The sequence below is a fragment of the Sulfitobacter dubius genome (assembly GCF_027214245.1).
Taxonomy (GTDB): domain Bacteria; phylum Pseudomonadota; class Alphaproteobacteria; order Rhodobacterales; family Rhodobacteraceae; genus Sulfitobacter; species Sulfitobacter dubius_A.
Genome location: NZ_JAPWHM010000004.1, coordinates 309,203 through 331,222 on the forward strand (window position 1 = coordinate 309,203; position 22,020 = coordinate 331,222).

General features: G+C 63.7%; 19 protein-coding genes and 1 riboswitch. Of the genes, 8 read left to right on the forward strand and 11 right to left on the reverse strand.

Annotated elements, in window-relative coordinates; translation table 11 throughout:
* Position 1: 1 nt before the first annotated feature.
* The 10 genes from mnhG to dctP form a co-directional block, all read right to left on the reverse strand.
* Positions 2 to 397 carry a monovalent cation/H(+) antiporter subunit G gene (gene mnhG, locus O4H31_RS11585; protein WP_067630875.1) on the reverse strand — a complete coding sequence of 132 codons (396 nt, stop codon included), beginning with the start codon at positions 395 to 397 and terminating at the stop codon, positions 2 to 4.
* Positions 394 to 681, reverse strand: coding sequence for a K+/H+ antiporter subunit F (locus tag O4H31_RS11590; RefSeq protein WP_067630872.1), 288 nt, complete (start codon positions 679 to 681; stop codon positions 394 to 396). Before O4H31_RS11590 ends, mnhG begins: the two co-directional genes overlap by 4 nt.
* Complete coding sequence (locus tag O4H31_RS11595; RefSeq protein ID WP_269345926.1) at positions 678 to 1,178, reverse strand: Na+/H+ antiporter subunit E; 501 nt, start codon at positions 1,176 to 1,178, stop codon at positions 678 to 680. The genes O4H31_RS11590 and O4H31_RS11595 overlap by 4 nt, the downstream gene beginning before the upstream one ends.
* 1 nt (position 1,179) lies before the next feature.
* On the reverse strand, positions 1,180 to 2,724 hold the full coding sequence (locus O4H31_RS11600) for a monovalent cation/H+ antiporter subunit D (protein WP_269345928.1): 1,545 nt from the start codon (positions 2,722 to 2,724) through the stop codon (positions 1,180 to 1,182).
* Entirely contained in the window at positions 2,721 to 3,068 is a 348-nt protein-coding gene (locus O4H31_RS11605) for a Na+/H+ antiporter subunit C (RefSeq protein WP_120350813.1), read from the reverse strand. The genes O4H31_RS11600 and O4H31_RS11605 overlap by 4 nt, the downstream gene beginning before the upstream one ends.
* A gap of 2 nt (positions 3,069 to 3,070) precedes the next feature.
* Positions 3,071 to 5,929, reverse strand: coding sequence for a monovalent cation/H+ antiporter subunit A (locus O4H31_RS11610; RefSeq protein ID WP_269345932.1), 2,859 nt, complete (start codon positions 5,927 to 5,929; stop codon positions 3,071 to 3,073).
* A 196-nt stretch (positions 5,930 to 6,125) separates the two neighbouring features.
* Positions 6,126 to 7,643, reverse strand: a complete 1,518-nt coding sequence (locus O4H31_RS11615) for a malonate--CoA ligase (RefSeq protein WP_269345934.1) — start codon at positions 7,641 to 7,643, stop codon at positions 6,126 to 6,128.
* 177 nt (positions 7,644 to 7,820) lie between these two features.
* On the reverse strand, positions 7,821 to 9,137 hold the full coding sequence (locus O4H31_RS11620) for a TRAP transporter large permease (protein WP_269345936.1): 1,317 nt from the start codon (positions 9,135 to 9,137) through the stop codon (positions 7,821 to 7,823).
* Between the two features lies 1 nt (position 9,138).
* Entirely contained in the window at positions 9,139 to 9,633 is a 495-nt protein-coding gene (locus O4H31_RS11625) for a TRAP transporter small permease (RefSeq protein WP_269345937.1), read from the reverse strand.
* Positions 9,634 to 9,640: 7 nt separating this feature from the next.
* On the reverse strand, positions 9,641 to 10,612 hold the full coding sequence (gene dctP, locus O4H31_RS11630) for a TRAP transporter substrate-binding protein DctP (protein ID WP_120350809.1): 972 nt from the start codon (positions 10,610 to 10,612) through the stop codon (positions 9,641 to 9,643).
* 225 nt (positions 10,613 to 10,837) lie between these two features.
* Here dctP and O4H31_RS11635 point away from each other — a divergent pair, with 225 nt between their 5' ends.
* Both O4H31_RS11635 and O4H31_RS11640 read left to right on the forward strand, forming a co-directional pair.
* Positions 10,838 to 12,073: a putative DNA modification/repair radical SAM protein gene (locus tag O4H31_RS11635; protein ID WP_269345940.1), complete on the forward strand. Its 1,236-nt coding sequence runs from the start codon at positions 10,838 to 10,840 to the stop codon at positions 12,071 to 12,073.
* Positions 12,073 to 13,503 carry a UdgX family uracil-DNA binding protein gene (locus tag O4H31_RS11640; protein WP_269345942.1) on the forward strand — a complete coding sequence of 477 codons (1,431 nt, stop codon included), beginning with the start codon at positions 12,073 to 12,075 and terminating at the stop codon, positions 13,501 to 13,503. Before O4H31_RS11635 ends, O4H31_RS11640 begins: the two co-directional genes overlap by 1 nt.
* Here O4H31_RS11640 and O4H31_RS11645 read toward each other — a convergent pair.
* Positions 13,500 to 14,138, reverse strand: coding sequence for an SOS response-associated peptidase (locus tag O4H31_RS11645; RefSeq protein WP_269345944.1), 639 nt, complete (start codon positions 14,136 to 14,138; stop codon positions 13,500 to 13,502). The genes O4H31_RS11640 and O4H31_RS11645 overlap by 4 nt on opposite strands.
* A 144-nt stretch (positions 14,139 to 14,282) precedes the next feature.
* Between O4H31_RS11645 and O4H31_RS11650 the strand changes: the two genes are divergently transcribed.
* The 6 genes from O4H31_RS11650 to thiS all read left to right on the forward strand — a co-directional run bounded on the left by O4H31_RS11650 (position 14,283) and on the right by thiS (position 22,019).
* A complete protein-coding gene (locus O4H31_RS11650) occupies positions 14,283 to 15,017 on the forward strand; it encodes an ImuA family protein (protein WP_269345946.1) in 735 nt (244 codons plus the stop codon).
* Positions 14,965 to 16,452, forward strand: coding sequence for a Y-family DNA polymerase (locus tag O4H31_RS11655; protein WP_269346341.1), 1,488 nt, complete (start codon positions 14,965 to 14,967; stop codon positions 16,450 to 16,452). Before O4H31_RS11650 ends, O4H31_RS11655 begins: the two co-directional genes overlap by 53 nt.
* Positions 16,452 to 19,781 (forward strand): error-prone DNA polymerase, encoded by a 3,330-nt coding sequence (locus O4H31_RS11660; protein WP_269345947.1) that lies wholly within the window; start codon positions 16,452 to 16,454, stop codon positions 19,779 to 19,781. The genes O4H31_RS11655 and O4H31_RS11660 overlap by 1 nt, the downstream gene beginning before the upstream one ends.
* 111 nt (positions 19,782 to 19,892) lie before the next feature.
* Positions 19,893 to 19,989, forward strand: a riboswitch (TPP riboswitch).
* A gap of 66 nt (positions 19,990 to 20,055) precedes the next feature.
* Complete coding sequence (thiD, locus tag O4H31_RS11665; protein WP_269345948.1) at positions 20,056 to 20,859, forward strand: bifunctional hydroxymethylpyrimidine kinase/phosphomethylpyrimidine kinase; 804 nt, start codon at positions 20,056 to 20,058, stop codon at positions 20,857 to 20,859.
* Entirely contained in the window at positions 20,852 to 21,832 is a 981-nt protein-coding gene (locus O4H31_RS11670; protein ID WP_269345950.1) for an FAD-dependent oxidoreductase, read from the forward strand. The genes thiD and O4H31_RS11670 overlap by 8 nt, the downstream gene beginning before the upstream one ends.
* Positions 21,822 to 22,019 carry a sulfur carrier protein ThiS gene (gene thiS, locus O4H31_RS11675; RefSeq protein WP_269345952.1) on the forward strand — a complete coding sequence of 66 codons (198 nt, stop codon included), beginning with the start codon at positions 21,822 to 21,824 and terminating at the stop codon, positions 22,017 to 22,019. The genes O4H31_RS11670 and thiS overlap by 11 nt, the downstream gene beginning before the upstream one ends.
* Position 22,020 lies beyond the last annotated feature (1 nt).

The window sequence follows — 22,020 nt, forward strand, 5'->3', positions numbered from 1 at the left end:
TTCAGGCGTTGGGCGAAGTCTCTTCGATCTCGCGGTCTTCTTCCGGCACGTTGAGCGTGGCCCACGTATCGCCATCCGGCAGTTCCGGCGGATGCGGCAGGCAATCACGCCGGTGGATATTCGCCTTGGCCATGAAATTTGCCGAAACCGGAGCCGTGACAAAGATGAAAGCCATGATCAGCAGTTCATGCAGCGACCCCGTCCCGGACAGAAACGAACTCACCATCGCCGCCAGCAGATAGGCCCCGATCCCCAGCGTCGCGGCCTTGGTCGGCGCATGCAGGCGGGTCATGGGGTCGTTCAGCTTGAGCAAGCCAATCCCGGCGACAAGCACGAAGAAACTGCCGATCACCAGCAGCACGATGATAAAATAGGTGGCGATAATGTCGGGGCTCATTCGATGATATCTCCGCGCAAGACGAACCTAGCATAGGCCACGGTCGAGACGAAACCCAGCATGGCGATGATCAGCGCCGCCTCGAAATAGATCTGCGTGCCCTGCAGGATGCCCAGAAGCACGATGATGCCGATGGCGTTGATGAACATCGTGTCCAGCGCCAGAATGCGGTCCCCGGTGCCGGGGCCGATCCACAGCCGGATCATCGCCATGAACTGCGCGATGGCGACGAGGGTCAGCGCGCCGTAGAGCGCAAGGGTCAAAAGGTCGGTCGCTTGGGTCATACGAAAATCTCCTTCAAGCGGCGTTCGTAGCGGTCTTTGATCTCATCGCGCACGGCGTCGGGGTCGGTGGCGTCCAGCGCGTGCACCAGCAGGTAGCGCCCGTTGTCCGACAGATCCGCCGAAACGGTGCCGGGGGTCAGGGTGATGGTGCCCGCAAGGATCGTGATCGCTTCGGGTTCTTTCAGGTCCAGCGGCACAACAACCCACGCGGGCGACATGCTGGCGTTGGATTTGGTCAGGATGATCCACGCCACTTGGATATTGGCGATGATGATATCCCACAGGACCAAGACCACATAGGCGATCATGCGCAGCGGGCGAATGCCTTGGGGTCGGTCGGTCCACCAACGCGCGGTCAACACCGGGATCACGATCCCGAGGATCAGACCAAAGACCAGCATGCCTGCGCTGAACTTGTTTTGCAGCAGAATCCACACAACGGTGAGCAATAAGGTCAGAAACGGGTGCGGCAAAAGCCAACGGATCGGTCGCATCATGTCAATGGGCCTCCTCTTTGCCGTCCGACAGCTTGCCGGGGGTCTCCAGCACGGTGGTCAGATAACGCTCCGGCCCGAACAATTGATTTGAGATCGCCGTGGCATATTGTGTGGCGGGGCCCGCCAGCAGCGTATGCGCGACCAGAAGGGCCAACAGCCCTCCGACCGCGACATAGCTCAGCGCCGATGGCGCCTCGGCTGGGGTGGCCCCCTCTTGCAGCGCGACACTGCGGGACTTCCAAAAGACCATGCTGCCCGCGCGGCCAAAGCCCACGAGGCTCAGAAGGCTCGCGCCTAAGATCACGGCCCAGATCCAGACCCAGTAATCATTCTCGGCAGCAGCATCCATGATCAGCAATTTACCCAGAAAGCCCGAGAGCGGCGGCACGCCGACCATGGCGATGGCCGCGACAAAGAACAGGGCCGAGGTCAGCTTGGCCCCCGCCACCTGCGGCTGTGCCGTCAGATCAAGGTTGTCCCGCCCTGCCCGCGCCAGATCAGCGATCAGGAACAGCGCGCCCGCAGCCAATGTCGAATGCACGATATAGTAAAGCGCCGCCGCGATCCCCTCGGGCGTGAACAGCGCGATAGAGATCATCACCATGCCCATGGAGCCGATGACGGAGAAGGCCACCATACGGTCCAACTGCTTGGCCGCCAGCACCCCGATCATGCCAAGCGCCAGCGACAGCAGCGCGGCAGGGAGCAGCCATGTGGTGTGCAAATCCGCCGTGGTTGCCAGTTCGGGCGGGAAGATCAGCGTATAGACGCGGATGATTGCATAGGCGCCGACCTTGGTCATGATGGCGAAAAGCGCCGCCACAGGGCCGGGTGCTTCGGCATAGCTCGACGGCAGCCAGAAGTGCAGCGGCACCACGGCAGCTTTGACCGCGAAGACCATCAAGAGCAGCACCGCTGCGGTGCGGATGCCCACGGTCGCGCCTGCATCGATCAAGGCCACCCGCTGCGCCAGATCGGCCATGTTGAGCGTCCCCGTCTCGGCATAGATCGCGCCAAGCGCAAAGAGGAACAGCGTCGAGCCCAAGAGGTTATAGAGCACATATTGCACCCCCGCCCGCAGCCGTGGCGTGCCGCCGGCATGAATCATCAAACCGTAGGAGGCGATCAGCAGCACTTCGAAAAAGACGAAGAGGTTGAAAAGGTCGCCCGTCAGGAAAGCGCCCATGATGCCCATCAGTTGGAACTGGAACAGCGCATGGAAATGCCGCCCGCGTTCGTCCCATTTGGAGCCGATGACATAAAGCAGCACGAAAAGCGCCAGCACCGCCGTCAGCGTGACCATCAGGGTCGACAGGCGGTCGCCCACTAGCACAATGCCAAAGGGCGCGGCCCAATCGCTGAGACGGTAGAGAATGACATCGCCGCTGGACGCCTCAAGCGACAAGCCAAGCCCAATAAGGATCAAGGCCACAGCGCCAAACAGCGATAGCACCCGCTGAATGGTGATGTGATAGCGCGCCGCCAGCACGATGAAGGGGGCGATAAAGGCGGGCAGCACGATGGGCAGGATCAGCCAATGGGTCATGTGCGGTCCTCCGCCTTGGTATCGGTCAGCGGGTCGTCGACATGGTCGTCATTGTTGCCCAGATAGGCGCCAAGCGCGATCATCACCACCACGGCTGTCATGCCAAAGGAAATCACGATGGCGGTCAGCACCAGCGCTTGGGGCAGCGGATCGGTATAGCGCGCGGCATCCGTGAGGATCGGCGGCGCGCCCACGGTCAAACGGCCCGAAGCAAAGAGAAACACGTTCACCGCATAGGTCAGCAGCGATGTGCCCATGATGACAGGAAAGCTCCGCAAGCGCAGCACGAGGTAGAGGCCAGAGGCCGTCAGGATGCCGATGGCGGATGCGACGAGAAGTTCCATGTTTATGCCTCCGCCTTGGTGGTGTCTTCGCGCGATGGGTCGATGTCCATCGGATGATCGGCCTCAGGCACATGCGCCCGGCGGGCCAGCCGCGAGAAGCTTTCCAGCGACAGCATCACCGCACCGACAACGGCAAGGAACACGCCAAGATCAAAAAGTGCCGCAGTCGCCAGCTCAAACTTGTCGAAGGGTGGGATGCGCACATAGGTGAAATCCGAGGTCAGGAACGGCTTGGCAAAGAGCCATGAGCCAATCCCCGTCAGCCCCGCGATCAGAACGCCCGTGCCGATGATCCCATGATAGGGATAGCGCAGCCGCGCCGAAGCCCAAGCAAAGCCGCTGGCCATATATTGCATCACCACGGCGATGGAGACGATCAGACCGGCGATAAACCCGCCGCCCGGCTCGTTATGGCCGCGCAGGAAGATGTAGAAGCCCACCATCAGGACCACCGGCATGATGACGCGGGTCATCACCACCATCATCATCGGGTGCCGGTCCCCTGCCCGTGGCTGGTCCGGCTTGCGGTTGAGCAGGCGTGCACGGACTGGGCCGGAGAGCAGCGTCTCGGTCAGGGCGTAGATCAGCAGCGCGGCGATGCCCAGCACGATAATCTCGCCGTAGGTGTCGAACCCCCGGAAATCGACGAGGATCACGTTCACCACATTGGTGCCGCCGCCGCCCTTGTAGGAGTTCGCAAGGTGGAATTCAGAAATGCTCGGCGCGACAGTGTCGCGCAGCAGATAGTGGTAAGACAGGGCCATGGTCGCCAAGCCTGCGCCGACCGACACCACCACATCGCGGCTGCGCCGCAAAACGCTGCTTTCGATCGGAGTGCGGTTGGGCAGGAAGTTCAGCGCCAGCAACAGCAAGATGATCGTCACCACCTCAACCGTCAGCTGGGTCATCGCCAAGTCGGGCGCGCTGAAAAAGACGAAACCGGCCGAGACGATCAGCCCCACGATGCCGATCAGGATCAGCGACAATAGGCGGTTGCGGTGCAGGAACACCAGCCCGCAGGCCGCCGCTACAAGCATCAGCCAGCCCGCAATCTGCACGGCGTTGGTCGGCTGCAACTCGCGGGTCGCCGCCCCCACAGTGCCGGTAGCCCAAGCGTGATAGCCCACCACAACCACGGTCACCGCCATAATCGCGGCATAGCGCGAGAAGGCACCGTTGTGCAGACGCAGCGAAATCGCCTGCGACAGGCCGACAAAGGCCGCAATGATCCGGTCAAAGATCGACTTGGCCTCGGGCCGGGGCGCGGCATCCCAAAGTCGCAGCAGCGGGGTGAAGAGCGCCAGCAAGATCAACCCGCCAACAACGGCGATGATCGACATATAAAGCGCCGGACCCAGCCCGTGCCAGATTTTGAAATGCGCCGAAGGCATCTCGGCCGCGCCGCCAAGGACAGAGGCTGTCACCAGTTTGACGAAAGGCTCGGCTAGGAAAGGCGCGAGACCGATCACCACAACGGGGATGATCAACAACGCAGGCGGCAGCCACAGACCGGGCTTGGGGTCATGCGGATGGTCGGGATAGTCGTCACGCTCTTTGCCAAGGAAGGTATGGCCGATCAGACGGAAACTATAGGCCGCCGAGAAGAGCGCACCAAAGGTCGCAAGCCCCGGCACCAGCCACTGCATGCCAAACAGCGTGGTGTGCAGGGTTTCCTCCAGCATCATCTCTTTCGACAGGAAGCCGTTGAGCAGCGGGATCCCCGCCATCGACAGCGCCGCCAGCGTGGCGATGACAAAGGTCACAGGCATCAGATGCCGCAACCCACCCAAGCGGCGGATGTCACGGGTATGCACCGCGTGATCCACGATCCCCGCCGACATAAAGAGCGCCGCCTTAAAGGTCGCGTGGTTCAGGATGTGAAACACTGCCGCCATCGCGCCAAAGGCCGTGCCAGTGCCCAAAAGCATGGTGATCAGGCCAAGGTGGCTGACGGTCGAGAAGGCCAGCAGCGCCTTGAGGTCATGTTTGAACAGCGCAATGATCGCGCCCAGCACCATGGTGATAAGCCCCGCCGTGGTAACGATGACAAACCACTCTGGCGTGCCCGACAGCACCGGCCACATGCGTGCCAACAGGAAAATGCCCGCCTTCACCATCGTGGCAGAGTGCAGATAGGCCGAAACCGGTGTCGGCGCGGCCATCGCGTGCGGCAACCAGAAGTGGAACGGGAACTGCGCGGATTTGGTGAAACAGCCCAAGAGGATCAGGATCAGCGCGGGCAGATAGAGCGGCGAGGCTTGGATCATCTCGCGATTGTCGAGGATCACGCTCAGGTCATGGCTGCCGACGATCTGACCCAGCAGCAACATGCCACCGATCATCGCAAGGCCGCCCATGCCGGTTACGGTCAACGCCATGCGCGCGCCTTGGCGGCCTTCGGGCAGATGTTTCCAATAGCCGATCAGCAGGAAGGACGAGAGCGAGGTCAGCTCCCAGAAAATCAGCAAGATCAGCACGTTATTGCTTAGGACGATACCGACCATCGCGCCTTGGAACAGCAGCAGATAGGTGAAAAACTCACCCATATGATCATCACGCGACAAGTAGGACCGCGCATAGGCGATGATCAACAGACCGATGCCAAGGATCAGACAGGCAAAGAAAAAGCCCAGACTGTCGAGCATCAAGGTCAGGTTCAGGCCAAGCTGCGGGATCCAGTCAACCCGCGCGGTGACCAATTCTCCGGCCAGCACGGCGGGCAGATGTGTGAGCAAGCCAATCAATGCCACCAGCGTCACCATGAAGGTCACCCCGGCACAGGCCTGACGTCCTGCGGAATTCATCAGTCCGGGCAACAATGCACCAAGGAAAGGCAAAGCAACGATAAGGAAGAGGGACACGCGAACTCCTGATCTGGCGGACTGAAAGGTCACCACGTTCTGTAGAAATTTTCCCGATACCTCAAGCGAAACCGGGCATTAAACGCCAGTTTGTCGCAGGTTACGCGGCCGAGGCAGACCCATGGCGGTCATGCGGGTGAAGATTTCGCGCAGGGCAAATCCGGTGTGGGGGACAGCCCCCTGCCCGCCCATGCCCTTAACTTGTCTGAAACAGGTCCCGGTAGGTGTCGCGCAGCACGTTCTTTTGCACCTTGCCCATGGTGTTGCGCGGCAGTTCCGGCAGCACGATCAACTTGCGGGGCTGTTTGAACTTAGCCAGCGATCCGGCCACGTCCGCGGCGATCTTCTCTAGGTCCAATTCCACACCCCGACGCGCCACCAGCACCGCCACGACGCTTTCACCGAAATCGGGATGCGGCACGCCGATCACGGCACTTTCCAACACGCCCGGTTGGTCGTCGAGCAGCAGTTCGACCTCCTTGGGGTAGATGTTATAGCCGCCCGAGATGATCAGGTCTTTGTCGCGGCCCACGATGGTCACATAGCCATCCGCATCGCGCCGCCCCAGATCGCCAGTGATGAAAAAGCCATCTTCGCGCAGTTCGGCGGCGGTTTTCTCGGGCATCTGCCAATAGCCCTTGAAGACATTCGGGCCGCGTACCTCAATGCTGCCGATCTCTCCGTCCGGGAGGGTCGCGCCGGTTTTGGGGTCGGTGATTTTCAACTCCACATCCGGCAGCGGCAGGCCCACGGTGCCCGCACGGCGCTCGCCCTCATAGGGGTTGGAGGTATTCATATTGGTCTCGGTCATGCCGTAACGCTCTAGGATACGGTGGCCGGTCCGAGTTTCGAAATCGACATGGGTTTCGGCCAAAAGCGGCGCCGACCCCGAAATGAACAGCCGCATGTTCGCTGCGGTTTCACTGGTAAAGCGTGCGTCATCCAAAAGCCGGGTATAGAAGGTCGGCACGCCCATCATCGCGGTGGCATGGGGCATCCGGTCGATCAGCCGGTCGATGTCGAGCTTGGGCATGAAGATCATCGCGCCCCCCGCCACCAGCGTCACATTCGTCGCTACAAACAGACCATGGGTGTGAAAGATCGGCAGCGCATGAAGCAACACGTCCCGCGCGGTGAAGCGCCACAATTCAGCCAGCGTCTGCGCGTTCGACAAGAGGTTCGCCTGCGTCAGCATCGCGCCCTTAGAGCGCCCCGTGGTCCCGGAGGTATAGAGGAAGGCCGCGAGGTCATCCGCCGCCCGCGCGACGGTCTCGAACTTGTCGGAGGCCGAAGTCGCACGATCTGCAAAGCTGCCATCGTTTTCGGTGCCCAAGGTCTCAAGCTGACAGCCTGCGGCCTTGGCCACCGGGGCCATCTCATTGCGGCGCGCGGGCTGGCAGACAAAGGCCGCCGCCCCGCTGTCAGTCACGAAATAGCGTACTTCGTCCGCGGTATAGGCAGTGTTGAGCGGCAAAAAGATCACCCCGGCCTGCACGCAAGAGGCATAGAGCGCCAGCGCATCGGCAGATTTGTCGATCTGCACCGCCAGCCGGTCACCGGGTTTCAGCCCCAGCCCGGTCAGTACATGGGCAAATCGCGCGGCACGGCCCAGAAATCCCGCATGGGTCAGGGTCACCCCGCCTTCGAGATGCAGAAAGGCTGTTGTCTTGCCAGCGTGACGGCCAAACAGGGTGTCATAAAGGGGGTTTGCCATCACGGTGCTCCTCGCGTGTTAGGGGTGGGAAAGCATTGCCCCCGCGCGGGATTACAAACGTATTACGCGGGGTAATGCAAGCGGACGCACGCCCCGCCCGAGCGCATGGTGCAGGCAAATGTCGAATTATGGCAATAACTTGCAGGGCGGCGCTGATCCGCACCGCCCTTGAGGTCTTTACCGGCCCATCAGGCTGGGCAGCCAAGTGCCGATGCCCGGTAGCCAGACGATGAGGGCCAGAACGAAGAGCTTGATCAGCAAGAACGGCATCACCGAGGCATAGATCTGCGGCATGCGAATTTCCGGCGGGGCGACCCCGCGCATGACAAACAGCAGCAACCCGAAGGGCGGCGTCAGCAGGCCGATCTCCATCGTCAGCAGGTAGACCACGCCGAGGGTCAGCTCGTTGATCTCCATCGCACCCGCCAGAGGCACGAAGACCGGCACGGTGACCATCAGCATCGACACTTGATCAATGAAGCAGCCCAGAAACAGCAGGATCGCGATCATCCCCAAAAGCACCATCAAAGGCGTCGGATCGACCGCGTTGATTGCGTTGATCAGCCCATTGGTCGCCCCCGAAAAGGACAACACCTGCGCGAAGGTCTGGCTGGCCGCGATGATGAACAGGATCATCACCGACAGCTTCAGCGTCTCCATCAGCGCGCGGCCCATCTTCTCCCAACTCAGCGCGCGGTAGGCCGCCCCGATGAGAACAGCGGTGATGCTGCCAAGGGCGGCACTTTCCGTGGGCGTTGCGATCCCCGCCAGAAGCGAGCCGATCACCACCGCGAAAAGCACCGACAGCGGCAGCACATAGATCACGAATGGTGTCCAACGTTCGCGCAGCGGCATTTCTTCGTAGACATCAGGCGGCGCGACTTTCGGGTCGAGAAGGCTCCGCCCCACCACATAGGCCACAAAAAGCACTGCCAGCAGCAGCGCGGGCAGCACCCCCGCGATCAGCAGCCCGGCGATGGAGATTCCCGCGAGCGAGCCCACCAGAACCGCCAGCGCCGAGGGCGGGATCAGCATCGCAATCGCGCCCGAGGCCATGATTGGCCCCATCGCCATCGACGGATGATAGCCGCGTTTCAGCATCCCCGGCAGCAGCGTGCCGCCCAGCATCGCGGTATTGGCGATGGTCGAGCCGGAAAGGGCTGCAAAGATCGTGCCGCCAAAGATCGTTACCACCGACATGCGGCCCGGAATGCGCGTCACCACACGCTCAATCGCATCAATGGCGCGATGCGCGACCCCGGTTTGAAAGAGGATCTCTCCCATCAAGATAAACAGCGGTATCGGCGCGAGCTGGAAATTCGCCACCGACTGCGCTGAGTTGCGTGCCAGTTGCAGAATGCCGCGGTCTCCGCCTAGCACGAAATACGCCCCCACGGTTGTCACGGCGATGAAGGCAAAGGCGACCGGCAGACCGATCAACAGCAAAACCGCCAATCCGCCCAGCATCAAGGTCAGTGTCAGGCCCCAATCCATGTCAAAGACCACTCAAGCTACGCTCGGCCGTTTCCGGATAGAGCAGACGACGGATAAAGATGATCGTACACAGCGCCAGCGACAGCGGCACAAAGGCCAGCATCCACCACTCCGGGATCACGAATGACGTGCGGATCATCGACCCACGGGCGGCAGAGGCCAGCACCGCCTGCAGCCCGTACCAGCCCAGCACCCCCGCCGTCACCGCGCCGATGGCGCTGGTCAGGCGGGTCAACCCATAGGCGGTGCGCTGCGACAGGTTGCTGGTGATCAGATCAACCTTCACATGCCCGCCGATTGACAGCACCCAAGGCGCGCCAAGGAAGGTGGCAATCATCAGCGCATATTGGATTGCATCCAGCGCCCCATAGACCACCGGCAGCCCCAGATTGCGCAGCACCACGTTGATCGCGATAAACACCGCGATCACCCCGAGGATACCGGCCGAGAAAACGGCCAGCCCCCGGAGTGTCCGGTCAAACAATGTTGAGATCATCGGGCGATCACTTGGTCATGCAGGCGCGCATCTGCTGCGCAAGATCGGCATCGACCTCTTCAACCGCCGCCCAACCGGCATCGCGCGCGGCATTGGTCCAAGCTTCGGCATCGGCCTCGCTGAAGGTGATCGTCTCGATCCCCGCATCCGCCTGCGCGGCGTATTCCGTCGCGTTGCGGTCGGCATTGTCGTTGTTAAGCTCTTCCATCCAAGCGGCACCTTCTTCGAGCTTGGCGCGCTGTTCGTCGGTCAGCCCGTTCCATGTGTCGAGGTTCACCAGCAGGTTCACGTCAACGTTATAGAAGCTCGGGTCGACCCGGTATTTCGTCTGCTCGTCCCAACCGAGATCCAGCACCCCTTGGCTCGGCCAGCCGTAGCCGTCGATCGCGCCGCGCTCCAGCGCGCTATAGACTTCGCCCGGCGCGGTGCGCACCAGATTGGCACCCAGCTGCGTAAACATCGCTTGATAGACCGGCGTGGTGCGGATGGTCAGACCGCTGAGGTCCGGCCCTTCGACCGGTTTGGTCAGATAGAGGTGATAGCCGATCCCGTCGCCGCCATGGCCGAGGTATTTGACGTTCATCTGCTCTTGGTGGATGCGGTCGACCAGTTCATAGCAACCATTCTCGCGCTGCTCTTGAATGGTGTTTTCCGCCAGATGCAGCGCGTCGCCCGTGGGCAGCAGGTTCGGGTAATAGGCGGTGGTGTTGTTGGCGATATCGACAACGCCTGATTGCACCGCATTGCCCAATTCAAAGGGCGGCACGGCTTCCGGCCCGCCGACCATATTGATCTGCACGACCCCCTTGCCGTTCTCGTTGATCCATTCGACAAAGGATTCAAACTCGCGACTAAAGGCGGTGCCGAGGGTAAAGGCCGAAACGGCGCGTAGCGTCACTTCGTCGGCGCTGGCGGTGCTGGTGGTGGCAAGGGTGCTGACGGCAAAGAGCGCCGCGCTGAGCGTAGTTGTTGTTTTCATGATCGTCTCCCGGTTGTGATCAAAAGCCCGCGATCTTTGCCCCGGTGCTCTCGCATGCATATGCATAATATGTATCTGCATGTAATTCGTAGCGACAAGATTTCGCTACGTCAATTTAAACTCTCACCCCTGCCCGCGCCATCGCACAGGCGGTGCCCTGCGCAGATTGTCGCGGCATTAAGATAGTTTAATGACACCCTAGCCATGAGAACATATATAGAACGCATGGCAAAACAGACACTCGATCAAAAACTGGCGATTCTCAGCGACGCGGCGAAATACGACGCCTCCTGCGCCTCCTCCGGCTCGACCAAACGCGACTCGCGCGATGGCAAGGGGCTGGGCTCAAACGAAGGCAGCGGCATCTGCCACGCATACGCCCCCGACGGGCGGTGCATCAGCCTCCTCAAGATCCTGATGACCAATTTCTGCATATACGATTGCAGCTATTGCATCAACCGCGTGTCGTCCAACGTCGACCGGGCGCGGTTCAGCGTGGATGAGGTGGTCAAGCTCACCATCGAATTCTACCGCCGCAACTATATCGAAGGGCTGTTCTTGTCCTCGGGCGTGATCCGCTCCCCCGATGCGACGATGTCGGATATGGTGCAGATCGCCCGCAAACTGCGGCACGAAGAGAACTTTCGCGGCTATATCCACCTCAAGACGATCCCCGATGCTTCCCCTGAGTTGATCGAGGAAGCAGGCCGTCTGGCGGACCGACTGTCGATCAATGTCGAACTTCCCACCGACAGCGCGGTGCAGCAATATGCGCCCGAGAAAAAGCCCGAGCAGATCCGCCGCGCGATGGCGAATGTGCGGATGGTCAAGGACGCGAGCAAAGAGAAATCCTTCTCTGGTAAGCGCCCGCCCCGCTTCGCGCCCGCAGGCCAGTCGACGCAGATGATCATCGGCGCGGATGGGTCGAACGACGCCACAGTGCTGGGCCAATCGACGCGGCTTTACTCCAGCTACAAGCTTAAGCGAGTTTATTACTCCGCCTTTTCACCGATCCCCGACAGTTCCGCCAAACTGCCGCTGATCCGCCCGCCGCTGCAACGCGAACACCGGCTGTATCAGGCCGATTGGCTGCTGCGCTTCTATGATTTTCAACTGGACGAGATCACCTCCGTCACCCGCGACGGCAACCTCGATCTCGAGGTCGACCCCAAGCTCGCCTGGGCGCTGGTGCACCGCGAGCACTTCCCCCTCGACGTCAACCGCGCAAGCCGCGAGATGCTGCTGCGCGTGCCGGGCTTCGGGGTGAAAACCGTGACCCGTATCCTCGCCGCGCGACGGCATCGCAGCTTGCGCTACGAAGACCTCACCCGCATGGGTGCCTCGATGAAAAAGGCCCGCGCCTTCGTCACCGCGGGCGGCTGGTCGCCCGGTGGGCTGACCGACAGCGCCGACCTGCGCGCGCGCTTCGCGCCGCCGCCCGAACAGTTGACGCTGTTCTAATGCAGCGCGTCTCCCTGCCCCCGATCGGTACCGCGAAGGCATGGCGCGAAGCGGCGCGCGGCTTTTTGGCCGCAGGTATCCCGCCCGAGGATATTCTCTGGGGCGACCATGCCGCCGCGCCCGATCTTTTCGGCGGCGAGAATGTGACGCCCAAGGGCGGGCAGGTCTCGGTCCCGCGCAGCTTCGTCTCCATGGCCGAGACGGCGGTCTGGCACAGCGATCCCGAACGCTTCGCGCGGCTCTATGCCTTTCTTTGGCGCGTGAAAGACGCGCCGCATCTGATGTCCGACCGGGGCGATGCCGACCTCGCCGTGCTGCGCGGAATGGAGAAGAACGTCCGCCGCTGCCAGCACAAGATGAAGGCCTTCGTCCGCTTCCGCGAGATCGGCGACCCAAACGCCCCGCGCCGAAGCTTCGCCGCTTGGTTCGAGCCCACGCATCACACGGTGGAGCCGACGGCGGATTTCTTCGTGCGGCGGTTTTCCGACATGGATTGGCGCATCCTGACGCCCGACGTCTCGGCGATCTTCGAGAATGGCAAGCTCAGCTTTCAGGAGGGCCACGCCAAGCCCGACCTGCCCGAGGACGCGGGCGAGCAGCTTTGGATCACCTACTTCCAAAACATCTTCAACCCCGCCCGCCTGATGGTGAAGGCGATGCAATCCGAGATGCCCAAGAAATACTGGAAAAACATGCCCGAGGCCGCCTTCATTCCCCAGATGATCGCCGAAGCCCCCGCCCGCGCCCGCGCCATGGCCGAAGCGGCCCCCACCCTGCCGCCGGTGCGGATGGACCGGGTGCAGGCGCAGCTTTCGGCCTTCTCATCCGCTTGGGACGGCCCGATGGAAGACCTGCCCTCCGCCATCCGCGCCTGTACCCGCTGCCCGCTGCATTGCCATGCGACCCAAGCCGTGCCGGGCGAAGGGCCAAACCGCGCCGATCTGATGGTGGTCGGTGAACAACCCGGCGATCAGGAGGATCTCGCGGGCCGCCCCTTCGTCGGGCCGGCGGGGCAAATGTTCGACCGCATCGCCGGTGAAGCGGGCCTCGATCGCGAGGCGGCTTTCGTCACCAATGCGGTCAAGCACTTCAAATTCACCGCGCGCGGCAAACGCCGCATTCACCAGCGCCCCGAGACGCCCGAGATCGACCAGTGCCGCTGGTGGATGAACGCCGAGGTGGCGCAGGTGCAGCCCAAGCTGATCCTCGCCATGGGCGCCACGGCGGCGCAGAGCCTCACCGGTAAGGGCACGGGCATCCTGAAACGGCGCGGCACGATCGAGGCGGGGCCAGAAGGCATCCCGGTGCTGATCACCCTGCACCCCTCCTACCTCTTGCGCGTGCCGGATCCGGCGCTGCGCGAAGAGGCCACGGCGCAGTTCCGCTCTGATCTGGCGATGGCGGCACGGATGATGGCCGAGGCGGCTTAATCCTCGGGGTCGATGACCTGTAGCGTGCCGTCCGGCAAGGGGCGTTGCAGGCTGGGCAGCTCGGCCGTTTCAACCGTAAGCCAGCGTTGCACCTCATCGGGCGTGGTCAGGATCACCGGCATTGCCTTGGGGTGCACGGCACCGACCTCGGCATTGGGCTCGGTGGTCAAGAAGCCGAAGAGGTTATCCGTGGTCTCCCCGTCCTTGAGTTTTCGCACGCTCGTCCATTGCGTCCAGACCCCGGCAAAGAAGGCCAGCGGACGGTCCTCGCCAAGCGCGAACCAGATCGGGCGCGAGCGTTCGCCGGGGCGGTTCAGCGGCTCGGAAAAGGCGGTGAAGGGCGCGACGCAGCGCTGCTCCGGCACCAGCCAGCGCCGCCAATGCGGTGAGGCGATGTTGCGGATGTTGGTCACGCCGCGGTCGGTCTTTTTGCCCTTGAGCGCGAAGGCCGGAGAGGGCATCCCCCACCGCATCATCTGCAGCACCGGGCCGCCCTCGCCGTGGCGCACCACCGGGGCCGGATAATCGGGGTAGATGCCGGGCATCGGCGGCAGATTGCCCGCGCGGTCCTCGATCCCGTCGAACCAGCCGCGGATCGCGTCCTGCCCCTTGGTGAGGGAGTAGAGATTGCACATTTTCGCCTCCTGTCGCCGCCCTTGGCTCAGTAGATGCGGTTTTTCCGCGCCCCGGCAAGGGCTTCGCGGCACCGCTCAAATCTTTGACAGAACCGCAGTTCATCGTTTATGAATAGAACAAAATGTGAACATATGGAGTCGTGCATGACAACCGATTCTACATATGGGCAGGTCCTTACCCTGCCGCGGCGCAGGCCGTCGACCCCCCCCGATCCGGGGGTTCTGGCAGCACATGCGCCGCTGACGGATGTCTTTCCGGGGGCCTTCGCCACGGCCCCGGCCAGTGCCTTCGTGCTGTCGCTGCTGCCGCGCGGCAAGGGGCCGGTGCTCTGGGTGCAGGACTTTCTGTCGCGGCGCGAGAATGGGGCGCCCTATACGCCCAGCTTGCGCGGTTTCGGGCTGGAACAACCGGTGCTGCTGGTCACCGTCAGCCACCCGCGCGACGTGCTTTGGACGATGGAGGAAGGGGCCGCCTGTGCGGGGCTTTCTGCCGTGATCGGCGAGGTGCACGGCGGGCCGGAGGTGCTGGATTTCACCGCCACCAAACGGCTCTCGCTTCGGGCCGAGGCCTCAAATGTGCCGCTCTATCTCATTCGCAGCGGCGATCCCGGCGGCTTGAGCGCGGCGCGCATGCGGTGGCGCATTTCCTCGCTGCCCTCTCAGGCCCATCCATACAATGCGCAGGCCCCCGGCGCGGCGCGGTGGGATTTGGAACTGTTTCGCGCGCGCGGCCATGCGCCGGGACGTTGGGTGGCTGCCCATGACCCCGACAAAAGCCAAAGCCCCCGCGCCGCGGATCGTCTCCGTCTGGTTCCCTATGCTGACGATGGAGCGGTGGCGCCGGGTGATCGCCCAATACCGCAGCGTTCCGGGGGATGAGGTGCCCGTCGTCCTGTCGCGCGACGGAACCCATGGGCCGGTGGTCTATGGGCTGAGCGCTGCCGCCACGATGCGCGGGATCGAGGCGGGCGCGCGGGTGGTCGATGTGCAGGCCATCCACCCCGATCTGCATGTGGAACCCGCCGATCTGGAGGGGGATGAGGCGCTGATCCAACGGCTGGTGCATTGGGCGCGGCGCTGGTGCCCTTGGACGGCGCGGGATCAGGACCACGGCCTGCTGCTGGACGTGACCGGCTGCACCCATCTGTTCGGCGGAGAGGCCGCGATGCTGCGCGACATCCGCAGCCGTTTTGCGCTACAGGGGCTGACCGCGCGGGTCGCCATGGCCCCCACTCCCGGTGCCGCGCAGGCACTGGCACGCTTCGGCTCCGGCGCGCAGATCTGCGGGGCCGAGGACGTGGCCACCGCCCTCGCCCCCCTGCCCGTCGCCGCCCTGCGGCTGGATGCCCAGACCACGCGGCTCTTGGGCCGTCTGGGCCTCAAGACCATCGGCGCGCTCAGCGATCTGCCCCGCGCCGCGCTGATGCGGCGCTTTGCCAGCCTCAAGCCCGATCGCAACCCGTTGATCCTGCTGGACAAGGCGCTCGGCAAGGCCGCCGATCCGCTGAACGCCCCGCCGGATCATCGCCATTTCATAACCCGCAACCGCCTGCCTGAGCCGGTGATCGACCCCGCCCCGCATCTGCCCGCGCTGGTCGATAACCTCTGCACCCTTCTGGCCCGCGCCGAGCTTGGCGCGCGGCGGCTGCGGCTGACCATCTACCGCATCGACGGCGATTGGCGTGCCCTTGGGGTCGCCACGGCGCGGGCCAGCCGTGATCCCGCGCATCTGCGCAGGCTTTTCGACGGCAAACTGGAAAACATCGACAGCGGCTTTGGCTTCGACCTGCTGACGCTGGAGGTACTGGCCAGCGAACCGCTGCCCCTGATGCAAGACCACCTCGACGGCAAACGCGACCCCTCGGCGGATGTGGCCGGGCTGCTCGACCGGCTCGCCACGAAGCTGGGCGCGGACAAGGTCAACTGGCCGCAGTGGCGCGAGACCCACAAGCCCGAACGGGTGGAACAACGTGTCGACGCCCAGCAAGGCACGCCCACCGCCGCACCCGCCTTGCTGCGCGACCGCCCGCTGCGTCTGCTGACCCCCGCCGAAGAGGTGCGCGTGATCTATGCCGTGCCCGAAGGCCCGCCCTCGCAGTTCAACTGGCGGCGCGTCACCTATAAAACCACGCGCCACGCCGGCCCCGAACGCATCGCGCCCGAATGGTGGCGCGACCGCCCCGGCACCCGTCTGCGCGATTATTATAAAGTGGAGGTCGAGGGCGGCCAGCGCTTCTGGCTCTACCGCGAGGGGGTGATCTATGACGGTCGCGGGGCCGAGCCACGCTGGTTTTTGCATGGGCTTTTCGCCTGATGCCCGAGCAGGAAGGACATAAACGCCGAACGCTGGGCGGGGACGGTTTTGCCGCCCCGCCGCGGGCGGAATACGTCGAATTCGGGCTGGCCAGTTGCTTTTCCTTCCTGCGCGCCGCCTCGGACGCCGTCGATCTGGTCGAGACGGCGCATCACCACGGCTACGACAGCCTCGGCATCGCGGATCACAACACGCTGGCAGGTGTGGTGCGGCTGCATGTGGAGGCGGAAAAGGCCCATATCCGCCCCCTGATCGGTGCGCGGCTGGTGCTGCTTTGTGGGACTGAACTGCTGGCCTACCCGCAAGACCGCGCCGCCTATGCGCGGCTCTCGACCTTGCTCTCGGCGGGCAAGATGCAATCGGTGGACGGCGAATGGCAGCAAAAGGGCGAGACCCATCTGACGCTGGAGATGCTGAGCCAACACGCCGAGGGGCTGCATCTGATCGTCATGCCGCCCGAAAACCTCGATGTCTTTGCCGCTGGCCTGCCGCGTCTGGTGAAAGCACTGCCGGACATGCGGCATGTGGGCGCAAGCTTCCTTTATCGTGGCGATGACCGGGCCCGGATCAACCGCTTGGACGCACTGGCCCGCGCCCATGGGCTGAGGATTTTGGCCACCAACGACGTGCTCTACCACGCGCGCCACCGGCGGCCCTTGCAGGACGTGATGGTGGCGATCCGCGAAGGCGTGATCGTGCCCAAGGCGGGCTATCTGCTGGCCGCCAATGCCGAGCGGCACCTGAAATCGCCCGAGGCGATGCTGCGCCTCTTCGCCGACTGGCCCCATGCCATCGCCGAGACGCGCCGGCTGGCGGACCGCATCGCCTTTCGCCTCACCGATCTGGCCTATGAATACCCGCATGAGATCGTCCCCGAAGGCCGCAGCCCGATGGAGGAATTGGCGCGGCTGACATGGGAGGGCGCGGCGCGGCGCTACCCCGAGGGCGTGCCCGAGACGGTGAAAAAGACGATCGAAAAGGAATTCGCGCTCATCTCCGCCAAAAAGATCGCCCGCTATTTCCTCACCATCTACGACATCGTGCGCTTTGCCCGCGAGGAGGCTGAGCCGCCGATCCTCTGCCAAGGGCGCGGCTCGGCGGCCAACTCCGCCGTCTGCTTCTGCCTCGGCATCACCTCGGTCGACCCGGCGGTGCACAACCTGCTGTTCGAGCGGTTCCTCAGCGAGGAACGCGACGAGCCGCCCGACATCGACGTCGACTTCGAGCATGAGCGCCGCGAGGAAGTCATCCAGTATATGTACGGCAAATACGGCCGCCACCGCGCCGGGCTTTGCGCCACAGTGATCCACTACCGCCCGCGCTCGGCCATTCGCGAGGTCGGCAAGGCGATGGGGCTGTCGGAAGACGTGACCTCGAAGCTTGCGGGCACGATCTGGGGCAGTTTCGAGGGCCAGATGGACGATGACCGCGCCCGCGAGGCGGGGTTGGACCTGTCGGCCCCCTATCTGCGCATGGTGCTGAAACTGGCCTCCCAGATGATCGGCATGCCGCGCCACCTATCCCAACACGTTGGCGGCTTCATCCTGACCGAACGCCCCCTGACCGAGATCGTGCCCATCGGCAACGGCGCCATGCCCGAGCGCAGTTTCATCGAGTGGGACAAGGACGACATCGACGCGCTGCAGATCTTCAAGGTCGACATCCTCGCCCTCGGCATGCTGACCTGTATCGCCAAATGTTTCGACCTGATCGAGGCGCATTACGACCGCCCGCTGGAACTTGCCACCGTCCCGGTCGAGGATCACGAGGACGACGCCACCGGGCGGCCCACCTACGACATGCTCTGCCGGGGCGACAGTCTGGGTGTCTTTCAGGTGGAAAGCCGTGCGCAGATGGCCATGCTGCCCAAGCTGCGCCCCCGCGTCTTCTATGATCTGGTGATCGAAGTCGCCATCGTCCGCCCCGGCCCGATCCAAGGCGATATGGTCCACCCCTACCTGCGCCGCCGCCAGGGGATGGAGAGCGTCGTCTACCCTGCCCCCGGCCCGGCCTATCCGCAGGACGAATTGTTCAGCATCCTCAGCCGCACCCTGGGCGTGCCGATCTTTCAAGAACAGGCGATGAAGATTTCCATCGACGCCGCACAGTTTTCACCGACCGAGGCGAACGAACTGCGCAAGGCCATGGCCACCTTCCGCTCGCGCGGGACCATCGAGAAGCTGCAGGACAAGATGGTGGGCCGGATGACCAAGCGCGGCTATGACCCGGTCTTTGCGCAGCGCTGTTTCGACCAGATCAAGGGGTTTGGCGAATACGGATTTCCCGAAAGCCATGCGGCGAGTTTTGCCAAGCTGGTCTATGTCTCGTCTTGGATGAAATGCCACTACCCGGCGGCCTTTGCCTGCGCGCTCTTAAACTCCCAGCCGATGGGCTTCTACGCCCCCGCCCAGATCGTGCGCGATGCGCGTGAGCATCAGGTTGAGGTGCGCGCGGTTGATGTGAATTACTCCGACTGGAACTGCACGCTGGAGCCCTGTGGCGACGGCTTCGCCCTGCGCCTTGGCCTGCGCATGGTGGACGGGCTGCAGGAAAAGGCGGGCGCGCGGATCATGGACCGGCGCGAGATGCCTTACGCGGATGTCGAGGACCTCAAGAGCCGCGCGGGGCTCGACGCCAAGGCGATCCGTCAACTCGCCGCCGCCGACACGATGCGCAGCATGGGGATCGACCGACGCCAAGCGCTCTGGCAAGCGCAAGGGCTGCGCGACGCGCCCGCCTTGCCGATCTTTGACCATGCCGAGGCCGCGGCTCAGGGGCCGGAGCCGGAAGTCACCCTGCCGGTGATGCCAAAGGCCGAACAGGTGGTGGCCGATTACCAAACCCTGCGGCTCTCGCTCAAGGCGCATCCAATGTCCTTTTACCGCAGCAGCCTTGCCGCGCAGGGGTTTGCTTCGGCCCGCGATTTGGGGCGAATGGGCCACGGGCGGCGGGTGAAACTCGCCGGGCTGGTGCTGGTGCGCCAGAAACCCGGCAGCGCCAAGGGGGTGTGTTTCATCACGCTGGAGGATGAATGCAGCGTGGCGAACCTCGTGATCTGGCCCAATATGTTCAAGCTCTACCGCCCCACGATCATGTCGGCGCGGCTTCTGGTGGTCGAGGGCCGCGTGCAGACCGACGGGCGGGTGATCCATGTGGTGGCCGACCGGCTTGAGGACCGCTCTGACAGGCTCGCCGCGCTGTCGGAGGCGCCGATGCCCGGCATCACGACGCGGGGCGATCACCCTACCAATCCGCTGCCCGGTCAGGTGGCCATGCACGGCCATCCGCGCGACGCCAAGGTGATCCCCAGATCGCGGGATTTTCATTAACGAATCCTCACGTGATGCATGAGATATGCAGCACAACCACATGATATAAAACGCAAACTAATAAATAACAGATCCCCTGTTGACCCTATGAACGCCCCTCGCTAGCCTGCCCGCAATCCGTTGGGGTGCCGCAAGGCTGAGAGGTGAAAACCGACCCATCGAACCTGATCCGGGTCGTACCGGCGTAGGGAACGGAACCAAGCATCGGCCCCAAACGGCCCGTCGTTTATCCCGTATCCACACGCCCTTGGCCCATCTAACACATGGGGGCCAAATGGCATTTCAAGCACTGACGATTGCGGGGTCCGACAGCGGCGGCGGGGCGGGGATTCAGGCCGATCTCAAGACCTTCAGCGCGCTTGGCGTTTACGGGGCCAGCGTGCTCACCGCCGTGACGGCGCAGAACACCCGCGCGGTCACCGGGGTTGAGATGATCTCTCCCGCGATGATCCGCGCACAGATGGCGGCGGTCTTTGATGATCTGGCGATCGGTGCGGTGAAAGTGGGCATGTTGGGCGATCTTGAAACGATCACCGCCGTGGCCGAGGGGCTGGCGGGCTGCGCCGCACCTGTGGTGCTCGACCCGGTGATGGTGGCGAAATCCGGCGATGCGCTGCTCTCTGCCGAGGCGGTGGCGACACTGCGTGACCGGATGCTGCCCTTGGCGCATGTGCTAACGCCAAACCTGCCCGAGGCCGCACGGCTGCTGGACAGGCCGGAAGCCACCGATGAGGCCGCCATGTTGGAACAGGGCCGCGCCCTGCTCTCTGCCGGTCCCGGCGCGGTGCTGATGAAGGGCGGGCATGGCAAGGGGCAGACCTGCGTCGATCTGCTGATCACCGCGGATGAAACCCTGCGCCTTTCCGCGCCCCGCCAGCACACCGCCAACACCCACGGCACCGGCTGCACACTTTCCGCCGCCATCGCCGCAGGGCTGGCGCGGGGGCAGACGTTGCCGCAGGCCGTGCAGGCCGCCCACGCCTATCTGCAACGCGCCATTACTGCTGCCGACACCCTCAACATCGGCAGCGGCCACGGTCCGGTCCACCACTTCCACGCGGTTTGGCCCCATGAGTGACGTCACCATCATCGGCGCAGGCGTTGCGGGGCTCTGGGCCGCGCGGGCCTGTCTGGCGCAGGGGCTGCGGCCCCGGTTGGTCGACCGCAAAGGCACGCCCGGTCCGCATGGCTGTTCATGGTGGGCGGGCGGGATGCTCGCCCCCTTCTGCGAAGGCGCGCTGAGCGAGCCTGCGGTGGTGACCCACGGGCGGCATGCCGCGGCGCTCTGGTCTGAGATTACCGAGGTCACCCACAGGGGCACGCTGGTCCTCGCCCCGGAACGGGACCGCGCTGAGATCCAGCGGTTCGCCGACCGGACCGACGGCCACACCCCTTGCGACGCCGAGGCCATCGCGGCGTTCGAGCCCGAGCTTGCCGGGCGTCATCGGCGCGGGCTGTTCTTTGACGAAGAAGCGCATCTGAACCCGCGCCAAGCCCTGCATGATCTGACCCAAACGCTCACCGCCCATGGGGTGAAGGTCGAGCCCACGCCCCTCACCCCATCCAAGGTCGCAGGCCCGGTGATCGACTGCCGTGGCATGGCCGCCAGCGCAGACCTGCCCGGCCTGCGGGCGGTGCGCGGCGAGATGATCTTGCTGCGCGCGCCTGATGTAACTCTCACCCGCCCGATCCGCCTGCTGCACCCGCGCCACCCGCTTTACGTGGTGCCGCGCGGGAACGGAATTTACATGCTGGGCGCAACCCAGATCGAAAGCGCCAGCCGCGCCCAAATGACCGCGCGCTCGGCGTTGGAACTGCTTTCGGCGGCCTATGCGCTCGACCCGCGCTTTGCCGAAGCCGAGATCATTGAGATGGGCGCCGACCTGCGCCCCGCCTTTGCCGACAACCTGCCCGGAATCGTCCAGCGCGGCGCGACGCTGCACCTTAATGGATTGTTTCGGCATGGATTTTTGATGGCTCCAGCCTTGGCAGAACAGGCCGCAGCCTTTCTTGCAACAGCGACAACGGGGGATTTATTTCGTGAAAATTGAAGTGAACGGCGAAGCGCGTGAGGTCACAGCCACGCAGCTTGACGCGGCCTTGGTGGAGCTTGGCTGGGGCGAGGCGAAGGTCGCCACCGCCCTCAACGGCAGTTTCGTCCCCGCAGGGGCGCGGGGTGAGACGATGCTCGGCGATGGTGACCGGCTCGAAGTGCTCAGCGCCATGCAGGGGGGCTGAG